Here is a 15,609-nt window from a genome sequence, read left to right as displayed (position 1 = left end):
GGAGATATAGCCATGACGTCCGACCAAACCGGTGGCGGCAAGCCGGGAGCCCCGGCGCAGCAGGAATCGCTGATCGAATACCCCTGCCACTTCCCGATCAAGATCATGGGCACGATGCAGGAGGATTTCGCCGAGACCATCGTGGCCGTGGTGCAGGGGTTCGATCCCGACTTCCATGCCGGCAAGATGGAAATGCGGCCCTCGCGCAACGGCAACTACCTCGGCCTGACCGCCACCGTCTGGGTGACCAGCCGCGAACAGCTCGACGACCTGTACCGCGCGCTGACCTCGCACCCGATGGTGAAGATCGTGCTGTAAGGCGCCGGGCCGGCCGCCGCGCGGCCGGCCTGACGGCACCGCGGGGCGCGCCCGGCCACCGGCCCGCCCCCCTCTGATAATCACCAACCCTCGCGCTGGGCCCGCATCCGCCGCGGCGCCAGCCCCCTTCCCGTTCCGATGAACATCGTCACCCTCAAGCCAGGCAAGGAAAAGTCCCTGCTGCGACGCCATCCGTGGGTCTACGCCACCGGCATCGCCTCCACCGAAGGCCGCTGCGAAGCTGGCACCACCGTCATCATCCGCGCGGCCGACGGCCGCTTCCTGGCCAAGGGTGCCTACAGCCCCTCGTCGCAGATCCGCGTGCGTGTCTGGACCTTCGACGAGAACGAGCCGGTCGACCACGCCATGTTCAAGCGCCGCATCGCCGCCGCCGTCGCCCATCGCCGGCAGTGGGTCAGCGATACCGACGCCGTGCGCCTGGTGTTCGGCGAGGCCGACCGCCTGCCGGGACTGATCGTCGACTACTACGGCAGCGGCGAGCGCGGCCAGCTCGTCTGCCAGTTCAACGCCGCCGGCGTCGAACAATGGAAGGACGCGCTGGTGCAGGCGCTGGTCAAGGAGACCGGCTGCCCCAACGTCTACGAGCGCTCCGACGCCGCCGTGCGCGAGCGCGAAGGACTGCCGCTGGTGACCGGCGTACTGGCCGGCGCCGAGCCCGATCCCGAGCTCGCCGTCACCGAGCACGGCGTGCGCTACTACGTCGACGTGCGCAATGGCCACAAGACCGGCTTCTACGTCGACCAGCGCGACAACCGCCGCCTGGTCGGCGACCTCGCGCAGGGCCGTGAAGTGCTGAACTGCTTCTGCTACACCGGCGGCTTCTCGCTGGCCGCGCTGCGCGGCGGCGCGACCGCCGTGACCTCGATCGACTCCTCGGGCGACGCGCTCAAGATCGCCGCGGGCAATGTCGCGCTGAACGGCTTCGACCCGGCGCGCGCCACCTGGATGGATGCCGACGTCTTCAAGTCCCTGCGCCAGTTCCGTGCCGAGGGCCGCCAGTTCGACCTGATCGTGCTGGACCCGCCCAAGTTCGCCCCGTCGTCCCAGCACATCGACCGCGCCGCGCGCGCCTACAAGGAAATCAACCTGGTCGGCATGCAGCTGCTGCGCCCGGGCGGCCTGCTGTTCACCTACTCCTGCTCCGGCGCGATCAGCATGGAGCTGTTCCAGAAGATCGTGGCCGGCGCCGCCACCGATGCGCGCGCCGACGCCCGCATCCTGCGCCGCCTGTCCGCCGGCACCGACCATCCGATGCTGGCCGCCTTCCCGGAAGGCGAATACCTGAAGGGACTGCTGCTGGAGAAGATGTAGGCGGCAATGCGCACGGCCCGCACCAGGGCCGTGCCGCGCCTGCCGGGTGCCGCGCCCATCCTGTCGCCTGGATGTCACATTGCGCCGCTATATTGCGCATCGGGGAGTGCGGCATTGGCAGGTGTCCCTCCTTCTCTTCCTATCAGTCTTCGTGGTCATTGCCCCGCGGTATCGCGGGGCATTTTTTTTGTCCTTCTTCCGGTGCGGCAAGGTCCGCGCCGCGCCGGTTGTCTCCCCTCTCCCGCTTGCGGGAGAGGGGCCGGGGAAGAGGAAGCCAAGACACTATGCTTGGCCGATGGGGTTGGCGTCTCCTGGTGGCTTCATCCAGCGCGGCGGGGGTTCGCGCCGCGCGGCCAAAACTCCCTATAATCGAACGACCGTTCATCTGCGTACGCGATGCGTGCGCCACGTAGTCCAGGAGACCCCATGCCCGCCGCCAAGCAAATCCCGCCGGCCCTGCAGAACCTTGCCTTGCCGGTCATCGCTTCGCCGATGTTCATCGTCAGCTATCCCGAGCTGGTGCTGGCGCAGTGCAAGGCCGGCATCGTCGGCTCCTTTCCCGCGCTGAATGCGCGTCCGGCCGAGTTGCTCGACGAGTGGCTGACGCAGATGCAGGAGGACCTTTCCGCCTTCCGCGCCGCCAACCCCGGCGCGCCGGTGGGCCCGATCGCGGTCAACCAGATCGTGCATGCTTCCAACGCGCGCCTGGAGCAGGATGTGCGCGTCTGCGTGGAGCACAAGGTACCCATCTTCATCACCTCGCTGCGCGCGCCGGTCAAGGAAATGATCGACGCCGTGCACAGCTACGGCGGCATCGTGCTGCACGACGTCATCAGCCTGCGCCACGCCGAGAAGGCCATCGAGGCCGGCGTGGACGGCCTGATCCTGGTGGCGGCGGGTGCCGGCGGCCATGCCGGCACGCTGTCGCCGTTCGCGCTGGTCGGCGAGGTGCGCCGCATCTTCGATGGCGTGATCGCACTGTCCGGCTCCATCGCCAGCGGGGACGCGGTGCTGGCCGCGCAGGCCATGGGTGCCGACTTCGCCTACGTGGGCACGCGCTTCATCGCTTCGCAGGAGGCGCATGCGAGCGAGCAGTACAAGCGCTCGATCACCGAGTCGGCCGCCGCCGACATCGTCTACACCAACCTCTTCACCGGCGTGCACGGCAACTACATCCGCGAGAGCATCGAGAACGCCGGGCTGGACCCGGAGGACCTGCCGGTGGCCGACAAGTCGAAGATGGATTTCTCCAGCGGCAGCTCGAAGGCGAAGGCGTGGAAGCACATCTGGGGCGCCGGCCAGGGCGTGGGACAGATCGCCGACATCCCCGCCGTCGGCGAGATCGTGGCACGCATGAAGCGCGAATACGATGCGGCCAAGGCGCGCCTGGGCATCGTGCGCTGACAGCGGGCGCGCCAGGAGCACCAGGAGCACACCACGGGGGCACACGAGGAGCACATGACGGACGGCGATCGCAGCCTGGACGGCGCCGCGGGCCTGCCCGCGGCGGCCGGACATCCATCGGAGGCGTCCCGCGCCGTGCGCGCGCTATGGGTGACGCTCGGCCTGCTCAGCCTCGCGCTCGGCGTGATCGGTATCTTCCTGCCGCTGCTGCCGACCACACCTTTCGTGCTGCTGGCCGCCGGCTGCTTCGCGCGCGGTTCGGCGCGCTTCCACCGCTGGCTGCTGGCGCACCCGCGCTTCGGCCCGCTGGTGTACGACTGGCAGGTCCACCGCAGCATCCCGCGCCGCGCCAAGTGCCTGGCGCTGAGCATGATGTGGCTGTCGATGGGCACCACCGCCTGGCTGATGCGGGCGCGCCCTGCCGCCTCGCTGACCCTGATCGCCTGCGCCGCCGCGGTCAGCGTATGGATGCTGCGGCTGCCGACCCGGCCGGCCGGCGGCAGCCGCGCCGATCAGTCGTAGCGGCGCGCATCCTCGATCAGCTTGCCGTCCTGCGGCAGGCTGCCGGCGGCAACGAAACGGACTTCGCCACGCAGGCGCGTGATGTCCCGCAGCGAAGCCGCGACCGCCTCGGCCAGCGCCGCGCCGGCCTCGCCTTCGCAGTGCAGCGTCATGGCGTCGTCGCCGACCGCGCCCGTCACCACCAGCCGCGCGGCACGCACCTCCGGATGGCGCCGCACGATCTCGGCCACCTGGCCGGGATGCACAAACATGCCCTTGACCTTGGCCGCCTGGTCGGCCCGTCCGAGCCAGCCCTTGAGGCGGATGTTGGTACGGCCGCAGGCACTCGGCCGCCGCGCTGAATCGGGCACCACCGCCGACAGGTCGCCGGTGCCGAAGCGCACCAGCGGATAGTCGCCGTTGGCCAGCACCGTCACCACCACCTCGCCGGTCTCGCCCTCGGCCATCGGCCGCGTGCCGCCCGGCTCGACGATCTCCACCAGCACGCCCTCGTCGACCACCCAGCCGTCGGCACCTTCGCTCTCGTAGGCGATCAGGCCGACGTCGGCGGTGCCGTACATCTGCCGCACCTGGATGCCGCGCGCCGTGAACCAGCCGCGCAGCGACGGCGGCAGCGCCTCGCCCGAGACCAGCGCCTTGCGCAGGCCGGCGCACGGCTGCCCCAGTTCGTCGGCGCGCTCCAGCAGGATCTTCAGGAAGGACGGCGTGCCGGCGTAGGCCTGCGGCTGCAGCTCCGCCAGTGCCTGCACCTGCGACTCGGTCTGGCCCACGCCGGCCGGGAACACGCAGCAGCCGAGCCGGTGCGCGCCCGACTCCATCATCATGCCGGCCGGCGTGAAGTGATAGGAGAAGGTGTTGTAGACCAGGTCACCCGCGCGGAAGCCGGCGGCGAACATGGCCCGGCCCACGCGCCACCAGTCCTCGCCATGGCCGTCCGGCTCATGAATCGGTCCCGGCGAGCGGTAGACATGGCGCAGCCGGCCCAGCGGCGTCGCGTTGAGGCCGCCAAGCGGTGACAGCGCCGCCTGGCGCGCGGCCAGGTCCGCCTTGCGTGTCACCGGCAATGCCGCCAGCGCTTCGCGCGACACCAGCGCACGCGCATCCACGCCGCGCAGCGCCTCGGCGAAATACGGCGCATGCGCCTGCGCATGCGCCACCTGGCGCGCCAAGGCCGCCAGCAGCTCCCGCTCGCGCAGCTCGGGAGCGCGCGTCTCCAGCGAATCGAAATGTTCAGCCATGATCGATAGGTCGGTGCAGAAAGAAAGCCCGTCCGCCGGCGCAGCCGGGCGGCATTGGGAAAACCGGATAGCGCTCGCGAGACGGGGGCGGGGATCGTAGCGAGCGGGTCGTGGCGGGTCCGAGAAGCGCAGCCGTACATCGGTACGGCAAGCATCGCAGGACCCGCCACGGCCCGCGCAGCAGATCCATGCCCCCGTCTCAGGCGAGCCAGCGTTTGCGGCGGCGGTAACTCTTCACATCCCGGAACGACGTCCGCTGCCCGCCGTCGGCGTCGTTGGCCGCCACGCCCAGGTAGAACTCCTTGACGTCCTCGTTGTCGCGCAACGCCTCGGCCGCGCCGTCCATCACCACGCGGCCGTTCTCCAGGATGTAGCCGTAGTCTGCGTGGCGCAGCGCCACCATGGTGTTCTGCTCGGCCAGCAGGAAGCTCACGCCCTCGCGCGTGTTGAGGTCGCGCACGATCTCGAAGATCTCCTCGACGATCTGCGGCGCCAGCCCCATCGACGGTTCGTCGAGCAGGATCATGTTGGGATTGGCCATCATGGCCCGCCCGATCGCGCACATCTGCTGCTCGCCGCCCGAGGTATAGCCCGCCTGCGACTTGCGCCGGGTCTTCAGGCGCGGGAAGTAGGCATAGATGCGTTCCAGCGCCTCGCGCGTCTGCGCGCGCGACAGCCCGCGCGTATAGGCGCCGGTGAGCAGGTTCTCCTCGATGCTCAGGTGGGCGAAGCAGTGGCGCCCCTCCATCACCTGGATCACGCCGCGCCGCACCAGTTCGTTGGGCGTGAGCTGGTCGACGCGCTGGCCGCGGAACTCGATCGTGCCCTTGGTGACGTCGCCGCGCTCGGCGCGCAACAGGTTGGAGATGGCCTTGAGCGTGGTGGTCTTGCCGGCGCCGTTGGCACCCAGCAAGGCGACGATCTTGCCCTCCGGCACCGCGAGCGAGACGCCCTTGAGCACCAGGATCACGTGGTCGTAGATGACTTCGATATTGTTGACGGACAGCAGGCTCATGATGCGGCTCGGAAGGTGCGGAAAGAAGCGACCAGGACAATGCCAAGCCGGGGCGCGACGGCGATGCGACGCCGCAGCGGCGCCACGCCCCGGGGCCCGGCTCAGGACTTGAGACAGGCCGGCTTCATGCCCTTCTCCTTGGCGTACTGCGCCGCGGTGGCCTTGAACAGCGGGTGGATCAGGTTCTTGTTGCCCTCGACCCAGTCGGACACGACTACCCACTTGCTGCCGTCCCACTGCTGGATCTTCACCTTGCCCGAGCCCTCGTGGTTCTCGCAGCTGGTCTTCAGCTCCGGCAGCAGGCCGGTGGCACCGAGCTGCTGCAGCCGGGCATTGCTCAGGTCGAGGTTCTCGAAGGCCCAGCGCATGTCCTCGCCGCTCATCACCTTGCCCTTGCCGAACTTGCCCTGCGCCACGCGGATCGCTTCCACGGTCACCACCGCGGCGGACACACCGCGGTTATAGAGCACGGACCCCACCTTGGCCTTGTCCTGCATATTGCCCTTGCCCGCACCGTACAGCACCTTCTCGATGTCGGCGATCAGCGGCACGTGCTTGCCGGCGACGTTCCAGGTCGCGCTCATATAGCCCTTGGCGGCCTCGCCCGCGGGCACCGTGTCCTCCTCGGAGCCGGCCCACCACGAGCCGATCATCTTGTCGCGCGGGAAGCCGACCTTCTGCGCCGCCTTCAGCGCGGTCTGGTTCATCACGCCCCAGCCCCAGAAGATCACGTAATCGGGATTCTCCTGGCGGATCTTCAGCCACTGCGCGCCCTGCTCGTTGCCCGGATGCGCGACCGGGATCTCCACCAGGTTGAACTTGCCCAGCTTGGCCTCCGCCTGCAGCGCCACGATCGGCTCCTTGCCGTAGGCAGAATCGTGGTACAGGTAGACGATCTTCTTGCCGGCCAGCGAGCCGCCGTTCTTGGCGGTCAGGAACTTGACGATGGCCGATACCTGCATCTGGTACGTGGTCACCAGCGGGAAGGCATAGGGGAACACCGAGCCGTCCACCGCATCGGTGCGGCCGTAGCCCATCATCACCAGCGGCACCTTGTCGGCGGCGGTCTTGTCCACCAGCGCGTAGGAGATGCCGGTCGACATGGTGTGGTAGGCGGTGCCGCGGCTGACCGTGCTCTTGGACTTCAGGCGCTCGTAGCACTCGACGCCCTTGGCGTTGTTGTACTCGGTCTCGCACTCTTCCCAGCTCAGCTTGACGCCGTTGACGCCGCCCTCCTTCAGGTTGACATAGTTGAGATAGTCGATGAAGCCGCCATACCAGGACTGGCCGTTGGCGCCATAGGGGCCCACGCGGTAGCTCGGCAGCGCGACGAACTGCTCGCTGCCCTGCGCGGCGGCCGGCATGGCCGGCAGCAGCAGGGCGGCGGCGGCGCCGAGCGCCAGCGCCAGGGACCGCGCCTGGGACCGCGCATTGAGGATCGGTGATGTCATGACTGTCTCCTTGACCTTGTAGGCACTGCTAGTTGTTGTCTCGAGCGCGCCGCCGTCCGCCCGCGCGGCGGCGGCGCCCGGTTTCAATGCGGGAACGGCCACAGCCTCAGCTTCTCCTTGCCGATCTGCCACAGGCGCGCCAGCCCGTGCGGCTCGACGATCAGGAAGAAGATGATCAGTCCGCCGAACACCATCAGCTGCACGTGCGACACCGCGGCATTGGTGAAGGGCAGGTGCAGCAGCGCGGCCAGCGCCGGCAGCACGTTGTCGAGCAGGATCGGCAGCAGCAGGATGAAGGCGGCGCCGAGGAAGGAACCTAGGATGCTGCCCACGCCGCCGATGATGATCATGAACAGGATGCGGAAGGACAGGTCCAGCGAAAAGCCGTCGGGCTCGACCGAGCCGAGGTAGCAGAAGGCATAGAGCGCCCCCGCCACGCCGCAGTAAAAGGAGCTGACGGCGAAGGCCAGCAGCTTGGTGCGCATCAGCGGGATGCCGATCACCTCGGCCGCCACGTCCATGTCGCGCACCGACATCCAGGCCCGCCCGGTGGCCGAGCGCACCAGGTTCTTGGCGGCCAGCGCCAGCACCGCGACGATGCCCAGCACGAACAGGTACTTGCGCACCGGCGTGTCGATCGGCAGGCCGAACAGGTCGAGGCGCTGGGCGGTGATCACGCCCGAGGAGCTGTTGTTGGAGAACCAGGGGAACTTGGTCAGCGCCCACACCACGAAGAACTGCGCGGCCAGCGTCGCCACCGCCAGGTAGAAGCCCTTGATGCGCAGCGAGGGCAGGCCGAACAGCACGCCCACCATGGCGGCCGAGAGGCCGGCCATCAGGAAGGTCAGCAGCACCGGCATGCCTTCCACGCGCAGCTGGAAGTTGTAGGCGGCGTAGGCCCCGACTGCCATGAAGGCGGCCGTGCCGAGCGACAGCTGGCCGGCATAGCCGGTCAGGATATTGAGGCCGAGCGCGGCCAGGCCGAAGATCAGGAAAGGGATCAGGATGGCCGAGAGCCAGTACTCGGTGGCCGTCAGCGGCACCGCCACGCACGCCAGCGCCATCAGCAGCGCGAAGCCGATGCGGTCCTGGCGGATGGGGAAGATCTGGCTGTCGGCGATATAGCTGGTCTTGAACTGGCCGGCTTCACGGTAGAACATGGATGTCTCCTCGACTGCGATGCGGTGCGTGGTAAGGCCTGGCGGTGAACGCCGGCGTCACACGCGGTCGATATGCTTTTCGCCGAACAGCCCCTCGGGCCGCACCAGCAGGAACAGCAGCGCGAACACATAGGGAAACCATCCCTCGATGCCGCCGAAGTTGCCGCCGAACACCGACTGGAACAGCGGCGGGATGTAGATCTCCGCCAGCTTCTCCGAGGCGCCGATGATCAGCCCGCCGACGATGGCGCCCGGCACCGAGGTGAAGCCACCGAGGATCAGCACCGGCAGGGCCTTGAGCGCGGTCAGCGTCAGCGCGAACTGCACGCCGTTGCGCGAGCCCCACAGCATGCCCGCCACCAGGGCGACAAAGCCGGCCACGCCCCACACCACGGCCCAGATATGCTGCAGCGGGATGCCCAGCGACAAGGCCGCCTGGTGGTCGTCCGCCACCGCGCGCAGCGCACGGCCGACCTTGGTGACCTGGAAGAACAGCGCCAGCGCCCCGACCAGCACGCCGGCGATGGCCGCCGCCGCCAGGTCGAACTTGGAGACGACGATATTGAAGCGGGTCAGGATGGCCTCGATGGGCTCGTCGACGATGCCCAGGTTGATCGGGCGCACCTCGTTGCCGAACAGCAGCGGCCCCAGTCCCTCGAGGAAGAAGGACAGGCCGATGGTGGCCATGAACAGCGTGATGGGCGGCTGGTTGACCAGCTTGCGCAGCACCAGGCGTTCGGTGCTGATGCCCACCACGATCATCACCGCGAAGGCGCCGATCACGGCCGCCCACATCGGCAGCCCCTTGTCCATCAGTCCGACCACCGCCAGCGCGGCGAAGTAGACCATCGCGCCCTGGGCGAAATTGAACACGCCAGACGCCTTGTAGATCAGCACGAAGCCCAGCGCCACCAGCGAGTACATCAGGCCGGACAGCAGGCCGCCGATCAGGATCTCGAAAAAGAAGTTCATGGGTTCCCTGTGCTTCCTGAATTCCCTGCATTCCCTGTATTGCCTGCATCCCCACGCCTGCGGCGCACGGCGCCGCGGGAAGCCGGCTCCTAGTGCGCCGCGCCCAGGTAGGCGCGGATCACCTCGGGGCTGGACTTGACCTCGCCGGGCGTGCCGTCGCCGATCTTCTTGCCGTAGTCGAGCACCACCACGCGGTCGGAGATGTCCATCACCACACCCATGTCGTGCTCGATCAGCACGATGGTGGTGCCGAACTGCCGGTTCACGTCGAGAATGAAGCGGCACATGTCCTGCTTCTCCTCCACGTTCATGCCCGCCATCGGCTCGTCGAGCAGCAGCAGCGAAGGCTCGGCCGCCAGCGCGCGTGCCAGTTCCACGCGCTTCTGCAGGCCGTAGGGCAGCCGCCCCACCGGCGTCTTGCGGATGGCCTGGATCTCGAGGAAGTCGATCACCTCCTCGACCTTGCGCCGGTGCTCCATCTCCTCGCGCCGCGCCGGCCCCCACCACAGCGCATTGGCCAGCAGGCCGCTGCGCACGCGCGTGTTGCGCCCGGTCATGATGTTGTCCAGCACCGTCATGCCCTTGAACAGCGCGATGTTCTGGAAGGTGCGCGCGATGCCCTGGCGCGCCGCCGCGGTCGGGTGCATGCGGCGGCGCTCTTCGCCGCGGAACACGATGCGGCCCTGCTGCGGGTGGTAGACACCGTTGATGACGTTGAGCATCGAACTCTTGCCGGCACCGTTGGGGCCGATGATGGCGCGGATCTCGTGCTCGCGTACATCGAAGGAAATGTCGGTCAGCGCCTTGACGCCGCCGAACGACAGCGAGATGTGCTGCAGGTCCAGCAGCACCTGTGCCGCGCCGTGCGGGCGTGCCTCGCCGTGTCCGGCCGCACCGCCTGCCAGCCCCGCGGCGGCGTCCGCGGCCGGCGCGTCGCCGGCGGCATCCGCGCCACCGGCCGCACCGCCGCCGGCGCCGAGCGCGCCGCGCGCCGCACCGCGCCATTCGGGCGGGCCGTCGGCCTGCCGTGTCATCCCTTGGCCCTGCCAAGCCATCCGGTCCATGCTCGCGCTCCCGCTCGTGCCGTCCATGCCATTGATGCGATTGATGCCATTCATGGCGTTCATGCCGCCCGTGCCGCCGCCCGCCCGGCACCGGCCGGGAAGCGCTGCACATCCACCAGCTTCAGCGTGGCCGACACGCTGCCCTCGCGCCCGTCCTCGAACTTGACGCGCGTCTCGATGAACTGCTCGCCGTGCCCTGCGTACAGCGCCTCGATCAGCACCGCGTATTTCTCGGCGATGAAGCCGCGCCGTACCTTGCGCGTGCGCGTCAGCTCGTCATCGTCCGGATCCAGTTCCTTGTGCAGGACCAGGAAGCGCGCGATCTGCGAGCCGGCCAGCATGGGATCGCCGGCCAGGTCTGCGTTCACCTGCGCCACGCACTCGGCGAGCATGGCGATCACCTCCGGCTGGCCCGCCAGGTCGATGTAGCCGGCATACGGCAGGTGGCGGCGCTCGGCCCAGTTGCCGACCGCTTCGAAGTCGATGTTGAGGAAGGCGCAGACGCGGTCGCGCCCGCCGCCGAAGGCCACCGCTTCCTTGATGTAGGGGAAGAACTTCAGCTTGTTCTCGATGTACTTGGGCGCGAACATGGCGCCGTCCGCCAGCTTGCCGACGTCCTTGGCGCGGTCGATGATCTTCAGGTGGCCGTCGGCGTCGATCACGCCCGCATCGCCGGTGAGGAAGTAGCCCTCGTCGTTGATGGCCTCGCGCGTGGCCTCGGGGCGCTTGTAGTACTCCTTGAGCAGCCCCACGCCGCGCACCAGCACCTCGCCGTTGTCGGCAATGCGGATCTCCATGCCGGGCGCGGCGCGGCCTACCGAATCGAACTTGACCTCGCCGTCCGGCTGCAGGCAGACGTAGGCGCAGGTCTCGGTCTGGCCGTAGAACTGCTTCAGGTTGACGCCGATCGAGCGGTAGAAGCGGAACAGGTCGGGACCGATCGCCTCGCCCGCGGTATAGCCGACGCGGATGCGGCTCATGCCGAGCACATTGCGCAGCGGTCCGTAGATCAGCAGTTCGCCCAGCGCATAGCGCGCGCGCTCGGCCAGCGGCACGGGCCGTCCGTCGAGGATATCGGTGCCGCAGCGGCGCGCCACCCCCATCGCCCAGTGGAAGAGCTTGCGCTTGATCCAGCCGGCGTCCTCCATGCGGATCATCACCTGGGTCAGCAACCCCTCGTAGATACGCGGCGGCGCGAAGTAGTAGGTCGGGCCGATCTCGCGCAGGTCGGTCATCACCGTCTCGCGCGACTCCGGGCAGTTGACCGTGAAGCCGGCCACCAGGGCCTGCGCGTAGGAGAACAGGTTGTCGCCGACCCAGGCCATGGGCAGGTAGGACAGCACGTCGTCGGCGGCGCTCAGGCCGTCGAAGCCGCAGCCGTTGCGCGCCGCGCCGATCAGGCCCCGGTGCGCATGGCAGACGCCCTTGGGCTTGCCGGTGGTACCGGACGTATAGAGGATGATCGCCGTATCCTCAGGCGAGCCGGCCTGCACGGCGCCCTCGAAGAAGCCCGGATGGGCGCGGTCGTAGTCGCGGCCGATCTCCAGCAGCCGCTCATAGGACAGCAGCGAGGGATGGTCGTAGTCACGCAGGCCGCGCGGGTCCTCGTAGATCACGTGGCGCACCGTTCCGCCCTTCTGCGCGAGCTGTTCCTCGAGCTCCAGCAGCTTGTCGACCTGCTCCTGGTCCTCCACCACGGCGAAGGTGATTTCGGCATCCTCGAGCACGTAGGCCATCTCGGCGGCCACGGCGTCCTGGTAGAGCGGCACCGGCACGCCGCCGAGCGCCTGCGCGGCGGTCATGGCCCAGTACAGGCGCGGGCGGTTGTCGCCCACCACCGCGAGATTCATGCCGCGCGCAAAGCCGAGCGCGGCCAGCCCGCAGGCCAGCGCGCGCACCTGCTGCGCCGCCTGCTCCCAGCTGAAGGTCTGCCAGATGCCGAGGTCCTTTTCGCGGTAAGCCGGGTGTGCCGGCCGCTGCTGGGCGTGCGCCAGCAGCAGGCGCGGAAAGGTCGTCGCCGACGATTCCTGCATCGCTGTCTCCTGTCCCTCCGGGGCGGGATGCCGCCACGGCTGTCATGTCCCTGACCGATCGTTATACTTGGGCGGTTTGGCTGCGGCGCTGTGTTGCCGCAGCGCATCACGCCCCGCTTGCCCTGCCGCGCCTTGTGCTGGCGGCGGCCTGTGCGGTTCCGTTGTGGTCGTAAGATAGTCGATGCCGATTCGACCGGTTGTCACGCCGGTGACAATTCCGGGTTAATCCCTACGGGAGTGCTTGCAGGCCATGCTCAACGATTTCGTAGACCGCTGCGTGTGGGCAGCCGGACTCAGCGATGCGCAGCGCGAACGCGTGCGGCGCGCCGTCTTCGTCAATGAATACAGCCAGGGCGACTACGTCTGCCATAAGGGCGACGTCGCCGAGCACTGGCTCGGCGTGCTGGACGGCATCGTCAAGATCACCACCGTGTCGCCCTCGGGCAAGTCCGTCACCTTCACCGGCGTGCCCACCGGCGGCTGGTTCGGCGAAGGCGCGGTGCTCAAGTCGGAGATCCGCAAGTACGACGTGATGGCACTGCGCGCGTCGCGCATCGCCTTCATGCCGCAGGAGACCTTCCAGTGGCTGCTCGACACCAGCCTGCCCTTCTCGCGTTTCCTGCTGACCCAGCTCAATGAGCGGCTGGGGCAGTTCATTGCCGCGGTGGAGTACGAGCGCCTGCTCGACATCGACTCGCGCGTGGCGCGTGCCGTGTCCTCGCTGTTGAACGAGCAGCTTTATCCGGGCATCGGCACGCGCATCGAGATTTCGCAGGAGGAGATCGGCCTGCTGGCAGGCATCTCGCGCCAGCGCGCCAACCAGGCCCTGAAGGTGCTGGAACAGCAGGGCCTGGTGCGCGTGGATTACGGCATGGTGGAGGTCATCGATCTGGACGGCCTGCGGCAGTACGGCGAATAAATAGCGGGCGTCGCGGGCGTCGGCACCGACGGCGCGGACGCGCCTGCGCCGAATCGTCAACGATCGCAACGGCATCGGAACCGGAAGCCGCCCGCCACATCGAACCCATAGACCATGAATGGAGCCAAGGCATGAAATCGAACCACGCTATCCGACTCCCGCGCTGGCAGGCATGGACCGCCTGCGCCGTGCTGGCCATGGCGAGCGGCGCCGCTGCCGCCGCGGATGCCGCCTCGCAGCCGGCCGCCCCGCCGGCGCCCGCGCATCAGGTGACGGCCGACAGCATCAAGATGTTCCCGGCCGCGCAGGCAGGGCAGAAGCGCTTCGTGATCGCTCTGCCGGCCGACCCGTCCGAGGCGGACCTGCGCGTCGAGCTGATGATCGGCAAGACGCTGCGCGTGGACTGCAACCAGCACTGGTTCGGCGGCAGCCTGCGCGAGGAAACCGTGCAGGGCTGGGGCTACACCTACTACCGGCTGGACGAGGCCAAGGGGCCGGCGGCCACCATGCGTGCCTGCCCCGGCCAGGAAGACCGCGACGCCTTCGTACAGGTGCGCGGCGACACCCAGCTGCTGCGCTACAACAGCCGCCTGCCGCTGGTGGTCTATGTGCCGGACGGCTTCGAGGTGCGCTACCGCCTGTGGCACGCGTCGAACGAAGTGGCCTGGGCCGCGGCGCAATAGCAATCGCGTGGCCGCGGGCGCGCCGCGCACGACAGCAGTCCATCCGAAAGACAAACGGCCGCGGGATCGCTCCCGCGGCCGTTCTGCATGGTGCGGCGGGCCCATGGCCCGCGCTGAGGCTTACTTGCTGTAGACGTAGACACCGCGGCCGGTCTTGCGGCCCAGGTAGCCGGCCGCCACCATCTCGCGCATCAGCATGGCGGGACGGTACTTCGGATCGGCGAACTCGGTGTACAGCACTTCCATCACGGCCAGCATGGTGTCCAGGCCGATCATGTCGGCCAGTGCCAGGGGCCCGATCGGGTGGTTGCAGCCCAGCTTCATGCCTTCGTCGATCTCCTCCGGCGAGGCCAGGCCTTCGCCCAGCACGCAGAAGGCCTCGTTGATCATCGGGCACAGGATGCGGTTGACGACGAAGCCCGGGCTGTTCTTCACGGTGATCGGATACTTGCCCAGTTCCTTGGCCAGCGCCTCCACCTTGGCGTGGGTCTCGTCGCTGGTCGCCAGGCCGCGGATCAGCTCGACCAGGGCCATCACCGGCACCGGGTTGAAGAAGTGCATGCCGATGAAGCGGTCGGCGCGGCTGGTGGCGGCGGCCAGCTTGGTGATCGAGATCGACGAGGTGTTGGAAGCGATGATCACCTCCGGGCCGACCAGCGCATCGATCTGCTTGAGGATCTTGAGCTTGAGCTCGTAGTTCTCGGTGGCGGCCTCGATCACGATGTCGGTGGCCTTCAGGTCGTCATAAGCGGTCGAGCCCTTGATGCGCGCCAGCGCGGCGGCCTTGTCGGCCTCGCTGATCTTGTCCTTCTTGATCAGACGGTCGAGGCTGCCGGCCACGGTGGCCACACCCTTCTGCACCGCGGCTTCGCTGATGTCGACCATCACCACGTCGAGGCCCGCCACCGCGCATGCCTGGGCGATGCCGTTGCCCATGGTGCCCGCGCCGACGATGCCTACTGTCCTGATACCCATGTTGTCTTCCTTCTCTTCTGGTTGGTCCTGCTGGATTCTGCTGGATTCTGCTTGCGATGCGATCGCGCCGATGGCGCGGCGCGCGCGGGCGCTATGTCAGGCCAGTTCGGCCAGTGCCGCGATGACGCGCTCGGCGTGCGCCTTGAGCACGGCCGGGTCCTGCTTTTCATTGGCGTGGCGGCGCAGCGGCTGGCCCTCGGCGCGCGGGATCACGTGGAAATGTACGTGCGGCACGGTCTGGCCGGCGGCTGGACCGTTGAACTGGCCGATGAACAGGCCGTCCGGCTGGAAGGCGGCACGCACCGCGCGCGCCAGGCGCTGGGTGGTGCGCATGGCGGCCTGCGCCGCCGGCTCGGACAGCTCGAAGATCTCGGCGGCGGCTTCCTTTGGCAGCACCAGCAGGTGACCGTCGGCCTGCGGCATGATGTCCATGAAGGCGAACGTCTGGTCGTCCTCGTACACCTTGAAGCAGGGCAGTTCTCCGCGCAGGATTTTGGCGAAGACATTGTTCGGATCGTACACG

15 protein-coding genes are annotated in these 15,609 nt (G+C 68.3%); 6 read left to right on the top strand and 9 right to left on the bottom strand.

Going from position 1 to position 15,609, the window contains the following annotated elements; all coding sequences use genetic code 11:
* The first annotated feature begins 12 nt into the window (after positions 1–12).
* The 4 genes from BKK80_RS03270 to BKK80_RS03255 all read left to right on the top strand — a co-directional run bounded on the left by BKK80_RS03270 (position 13) and on the right by BKK80_RS03255 (position 3,576).
* Positions 13–318 (top strand): HP0495 family protein, encoded by a 306-nt coding sequence (locus BKK80_RS03270; protein WP_071010854.1) that lies wholly within the window; start codon positions 13–15, stop codon positions 316–318.
* Between the two features lie 138 nt (positions 319–456).
* Entirely contained in the window at positions 457–1,650 is a 1,194-nt protein-coding gene (locus tag BKK80_RS03265; protein WP_071010853.1) for a class I SAM-dependent rRNA methyltransferase, read from the top strand.
* A 426-nt stretch (positions 1,651–2,076) separates the two neighbouring features.
* The gene (locus tag BKK80_RS03260; protein WP_071010852.1) at positions 2,077–3,054 is read left to right on the top strand and encodes an NAD(P)H-dependent flavin oxidoreductase; all 978 of its coding nucleotides are present in this window, start codon (positions 2,077–2,079) and stop codon (positions 3,052–3,054) included.
* A 54-nt stretch (positions 3,055–3,108) separates the two neighbouring features.
* The gene (locus BKK80_RS03255) at positions 3,109–3,576 is read left to right on the top strand and encodes a YbaN family protein (protein WP_084545465.1); all 468 of its coding nucleotides are present in this window, start codon (positions 3,109–3,111) and stop codon (positions 3,574–3,576) included.
* On the opposite strand, the gene BKK80_RS03250 is transcribed toward BKK80_RS03255, so the two are convergent.
* From BKK80_RS03250 to BKK80_RS03220, 7 genes are all read right to left on the bottom strand, one after another.
* A complete protein-coding gene (locus BKK80_RS03250) occupies positions 3,567–4,814 on the bottom strand; it encodes a phenylacetate--CoA ligase family protein (protein ID WP_071010851.1) in 1,248 nt (415 codons plus the stop codon). The genes BKK80_RS03255 and BKK80_RS03250 overlap by 10 nt on opposite strands.
* 199 nt (positions 4,815–5,013) lie before the next feature.
* Positions 5,014–5,829 (bottom strand): ABC transporter ATP-binding protein, encoded by an 816-nt coding sequence (locus BKK80_RS03245; protein ID WP_071010850.1) that lies wholly within the window; start codon positions 5,827–5,829, stop codon positions 5,014–5,016.
* Between the two features lie 101 nt (positions 5,830–5,930).
* Positions 5,931–7,280: an ABC transporter substrate-binding protein gene (locus tag BKK80_RS03240; RefSeq protein WP_071010849.1), complete on the bottom strand. Its 1,350-nt coding sequence runs from the start codon at positions 7,278–7,280 to the stop codon at positions 5,931–5,933.
* Positions 7,281–7,363: 83 nt separating this feature from the next.
* Entirely contained in the window at positions 7,364–8,440 is a 1,077-nt protein-coding gene (locus BKK80_RS03235) for a branched-chain amino acid ABC transporter permease (RefSeq protein ID WP_071010848.1), read from the bottom strand.
* Positions 8,441–8,497: 57 nt separating this feature from the next.
* Positions 8,498–9,412 carry a branched-chain amino acid ABC transporter permease gene (locus tag BKK80_RS03230; protein ID WP_071010847.1) on the bottom strand — a complete coding sequence of 305 codons (915 nt, stop codon included), beginning with the start codon at positions 9,410–9,412 and terminating at the stop codon, positions 8,498–8,500.
* An 89-nt stretch (positions 9,413–9,501) separates the two neighbouring features.
* Complete coding sequence (locus BKK80_RS03225; protein ID WP_071070644.1) at positions 9,502–10,476, bottom strand: ABC transporter ATP-binding protein; 975 nt, start codon at positions 10,474–10,476, stop codon at positions 9,502–9,504.
* Between the two features lie 59 nt (positions 10,477–10,535).
* Positions 10,536–12,509 (bottom strand): AMP-dependent synthetase/ligase, encoded by a 1,974-nt coding sequence (locus BKK80_RS03220; protein ID WP_071037553.1) that lies wholly within the window; start codon positions 12,507–12,509, stop codon positions 10,536–10,538.
* A 250-nt stretch (positions 12,510–12,759) separates the two neighbouring features.
* On the opposite strand from BKK80_RS03220, the gene BKK80_RS03215 reads away from it, so the two are divergent.
* Together BKK80_RS03215 and eco are read left to right on the top strand one after the other, a co-directional pair.
* Complete coding sequence (locus BKK80_RS03215) at positions 12,760–13,428, top strand: Crp/Fnr family transcriptional regulator (protein ID WP_071010845.1); 669 nt, start codon at positions 12,760–12,762, stop codon at positions 13,426–13,428.
* A 131-nt stretch (positions 13,429–13,559) separates the two neighbouring features.
* Positions 13,560–14,111 carry a serine protease inhibitor ecotin gene (gene eco, locus BKK80_RS03210; RefSeq protein WP_071068589.1) on the top strand — a complete coding sequence of 184 codons (552 nt, stop codon included), beginning with the start codon at positions 13,560–13,562 and terminating at the stop codon, positions 14,109–14,111.
* A gap of 120 nt (positions 14,112–14,231) precedes the next feature.
* On the opposite strand, the gene BKK80_RS03205 is transcribed toward eco, so the two are convergent.
* Together BKK80_RS03205 and BKK80_RS03200 are read right to left on the bottom strand one after the other, a co-directional pair.
* Positions 14,232–15,122 carry a 3-hydroxybutyryl-CoA dehydrogenase gene (locus BKK80_RS03205; protein WP_335582957.1) on the bottom strand — a complete coding sequence of 297 codons (891 nt, stop codon included), beginning with the start codon at positions 15,120–15,122 and terminating at the stop codon, positions 14,232–14,234.
* Between the two features lie 60 nt (positions 15,123–15,182).
* On the bottom strand, positions 15,183–15,608 hold the full coding sequence (locus tag BKK80_RS03200) for an HIT family protein (RefSeq protein WP_071010842.1): 426 nt from the start codon (positions 15,606–15,608) through the stop codon (positions 15,183–15,185).
* Position 15,609 lies beyond the last annotated feature (1 nt).

Source organism: Cupriavidus malaysiensis, assembly GCF_001854325.1.
Classification (GTDB): domain Bacteria; phylum Pseudomonadota; class Gammaproteobacteria; order Burkholderiales; family Burkholderiaceae; genus Cupriavidus; species Cupriavidus malaysiensis.
The sequence above is the reverse complement of the archived record's forward strand: the minus strand, read 5'-3'. Positions and strand labels throughout refer to the sequence as shown.

Excerpts from the sequence above, each read along its gene's own strand:
- BKK80_RS03240 (WP_071010849.1), bottom strand. The coding sequence starts at position 7,280 with ATGACATCACCGATCCTCAATGCGCGGTCCCAGGCGCGGTCCCTGGCG.
- BKK80_RS03245 (WP_071010850.1), bottom strand. The coding sequence starts at position 5,829 with ATGAGCCTGCTGTCCGTCAACAATATCGAAGTCATCTACGACCACGTG.
- BKK80_RS03250 (WP_071010851.1), bottom strand. The coding sequence starts at position 4,814 with ATGGCTGAACATTTCGATTCGCTGGAGACGCGCGCTCCCGAGCTGCGC.
- BKK80_RS03265 (WP_071010853.1), top strand. The coding sequence starts at position 457 with ATGAACATCGTCACCCTCAAGCCAGGCAAGGAAAAGTCCCTGCTGCGA.
- BKK80_RS03230 (WP_071010847.1), bottom strand. The coding sequence starts at position 9,412 with ATGAACTTCTTTTTCGAGATCCTGATCGGCGGCCTGCTGTCCGGCCTG.
- BKK80_RS03225 (WP_071070644.1), bottom strand. The coding sequence starts at position 10,476 with ATGGACCGGATGGCTTGGCAGGGCCAAGGGATGACACGGCAGGCCGAC.
- eco (WP_071068589.1), top strand. The coding sequence starts at position 13,560 with ATGAAATCGAACCACGCTATCCGACTCCCGCGCTGGCAGGCATGGACC.
- BKK80_RS03255 (WP_084545465.1), top strand. The coding sequence starts at position 3,109 with ATGACGGACGGCGATCGCAGCCTGGACGGCGCCGCGGGCCTGCCCGCG.
- BKK80_RS03235 (WP_071010848.1), bottom strand. The coding sequence starts at position 8,440 with ATGTTCTACCGTGAAGCCGGCCAGTTCAAGACCAGCTATATCGCCGAC.
- BKK80_RS03270 (WP_071010854.1), top strand. The coding sequence starts at position 13 with ATGACGTCCGACCAAACCGGTGGCGGCAAGCCGGGAGCCCCGGCGCAG.
- BKK80_RS03260 (WP_071010852.1), top strand. The coding sequence starts at position 2,077 with ATGCCCGCCGCCAAGCAAATCCCGCCGGCCCTGCAGAACCTTGCCTTG.
- BKK80_RS03220 (WP_071037553.1), bottom strand. The coding sequence starts at position 12,509 with ATGCAGGAATCGTCGGCGACGACCTTTCCGCGCCTGCTGCTGGCGCAC.
- BKK80_RS03215 (WP_071010845.1), top strand. The coding sequence starts at position 12,760 with ATGCTCAACGATTTCGTAGACCGCTGCGTGTGGGCAGCCGGACTCAGC.